A 1049-nucleotide genomic window follows, 5' to 3' on the forward strand; every position below is an offset into this window, starting at 1 on the left:
GAGGGGATTCCTGCTCCCAGACGGCCAAGCCCGACCGCAAGAATGTTCCGACTGGCATTGATATCTCTATCATGCCGTGTGCCACACTTTGCACAAGTCCATTCTCTTATTCGCAAACCTGCTCTACCTTTCGGACTACTGGACATATCGCCACAGCACGAGCAAGTTTGGGTAGTGTATCGTTCATTCACGATTTCAAAACGACAACCTGCGTTCTCGCACTTATAGGTCAGTTGTCGTTTCAGTTCAAACCAACCTGCATCGTAAACCGACTTGGCTAGTTTGCCTTTTTTACTGTTAAATTGGGTGGTTTTTACATCACCAACCACGATTAGGGCGTTATTCTTAACTAGCCCTGTGGTGAATTTGTGTATGAGGTCTTGGCGTGTATTTTTAATTTTGGCATGGATTGCCTTGACACGCTGTTTGTTTTTGGCACGTTGAGCGGTAGCTAATGCTTTGGCATATTTGAGCGTTTGCTTGATTTGTAGCTTGTCGCCATTTGAGGCGGTGGCACTGTCTTTTAAGCCTAGGTCAATGCCTACACTACCTGTTCCGCACTCGGTTTTTGGATAGTCTTTGACGGTAATACACGCATACCAACGATTACGGCTGTCTTGCACCAGTTCGCAGGTGTTAATTTGGTATAGGCTAAGGTTGTAGCTGTCCCATAGGTCAATGATGAGCTTTTGCCCTTTAGCTAAACTAAGCTGTAGGGTTGATTTTAATCCTTTTTTGCCTGTTTGGCGGGTAGCGATGTGTTTAATGGCGGATTGTTTAAACGGTAGCCAGCCAAGCGATTTACGCTTGGCATTGGGGTTGTTGGTTCGCCATGATAGTTTGGCTTTTTTAAATTGCTTACGGCTTTTGGCGTGGGTTTCGTTAATGGCTTGGATAGTTTGCGAGTGTAAGCCAAGTAACTCACCGCTACCTTTGGTATATTCGTTTAGGTCATAGGCGGAAAAGAATTTGCCCGTCTTTTGTAGCTGCTTGTAACTCAAGTCATTCACGTAGTTCCATACGAAATTGACCGAACCACTTAGGCGGTT

General features: G+C 45.4%; 1 protein-coding gene. It reads right to left on the minus strand.

Features of this window, described 5'->3' with window-relative positions:
* On the minus strand, positions 1-1049 hold a 1049-nt coding region (locus tag IM753_RS12785), incomplete at both ends, for an RNA-guided endonuclease TnpB family protein (RefSeq protein WP_194109445.1).

This window comes from Moraxella sp. K127 (assembly GCF_015223095.1).
In the GTDB taxonomy this organism is placed as follows: Bacteria; Pseudomonadota; Gammaproteobacteria; order Pseudomonadales; family Moraxellaceae; genus Moraxella.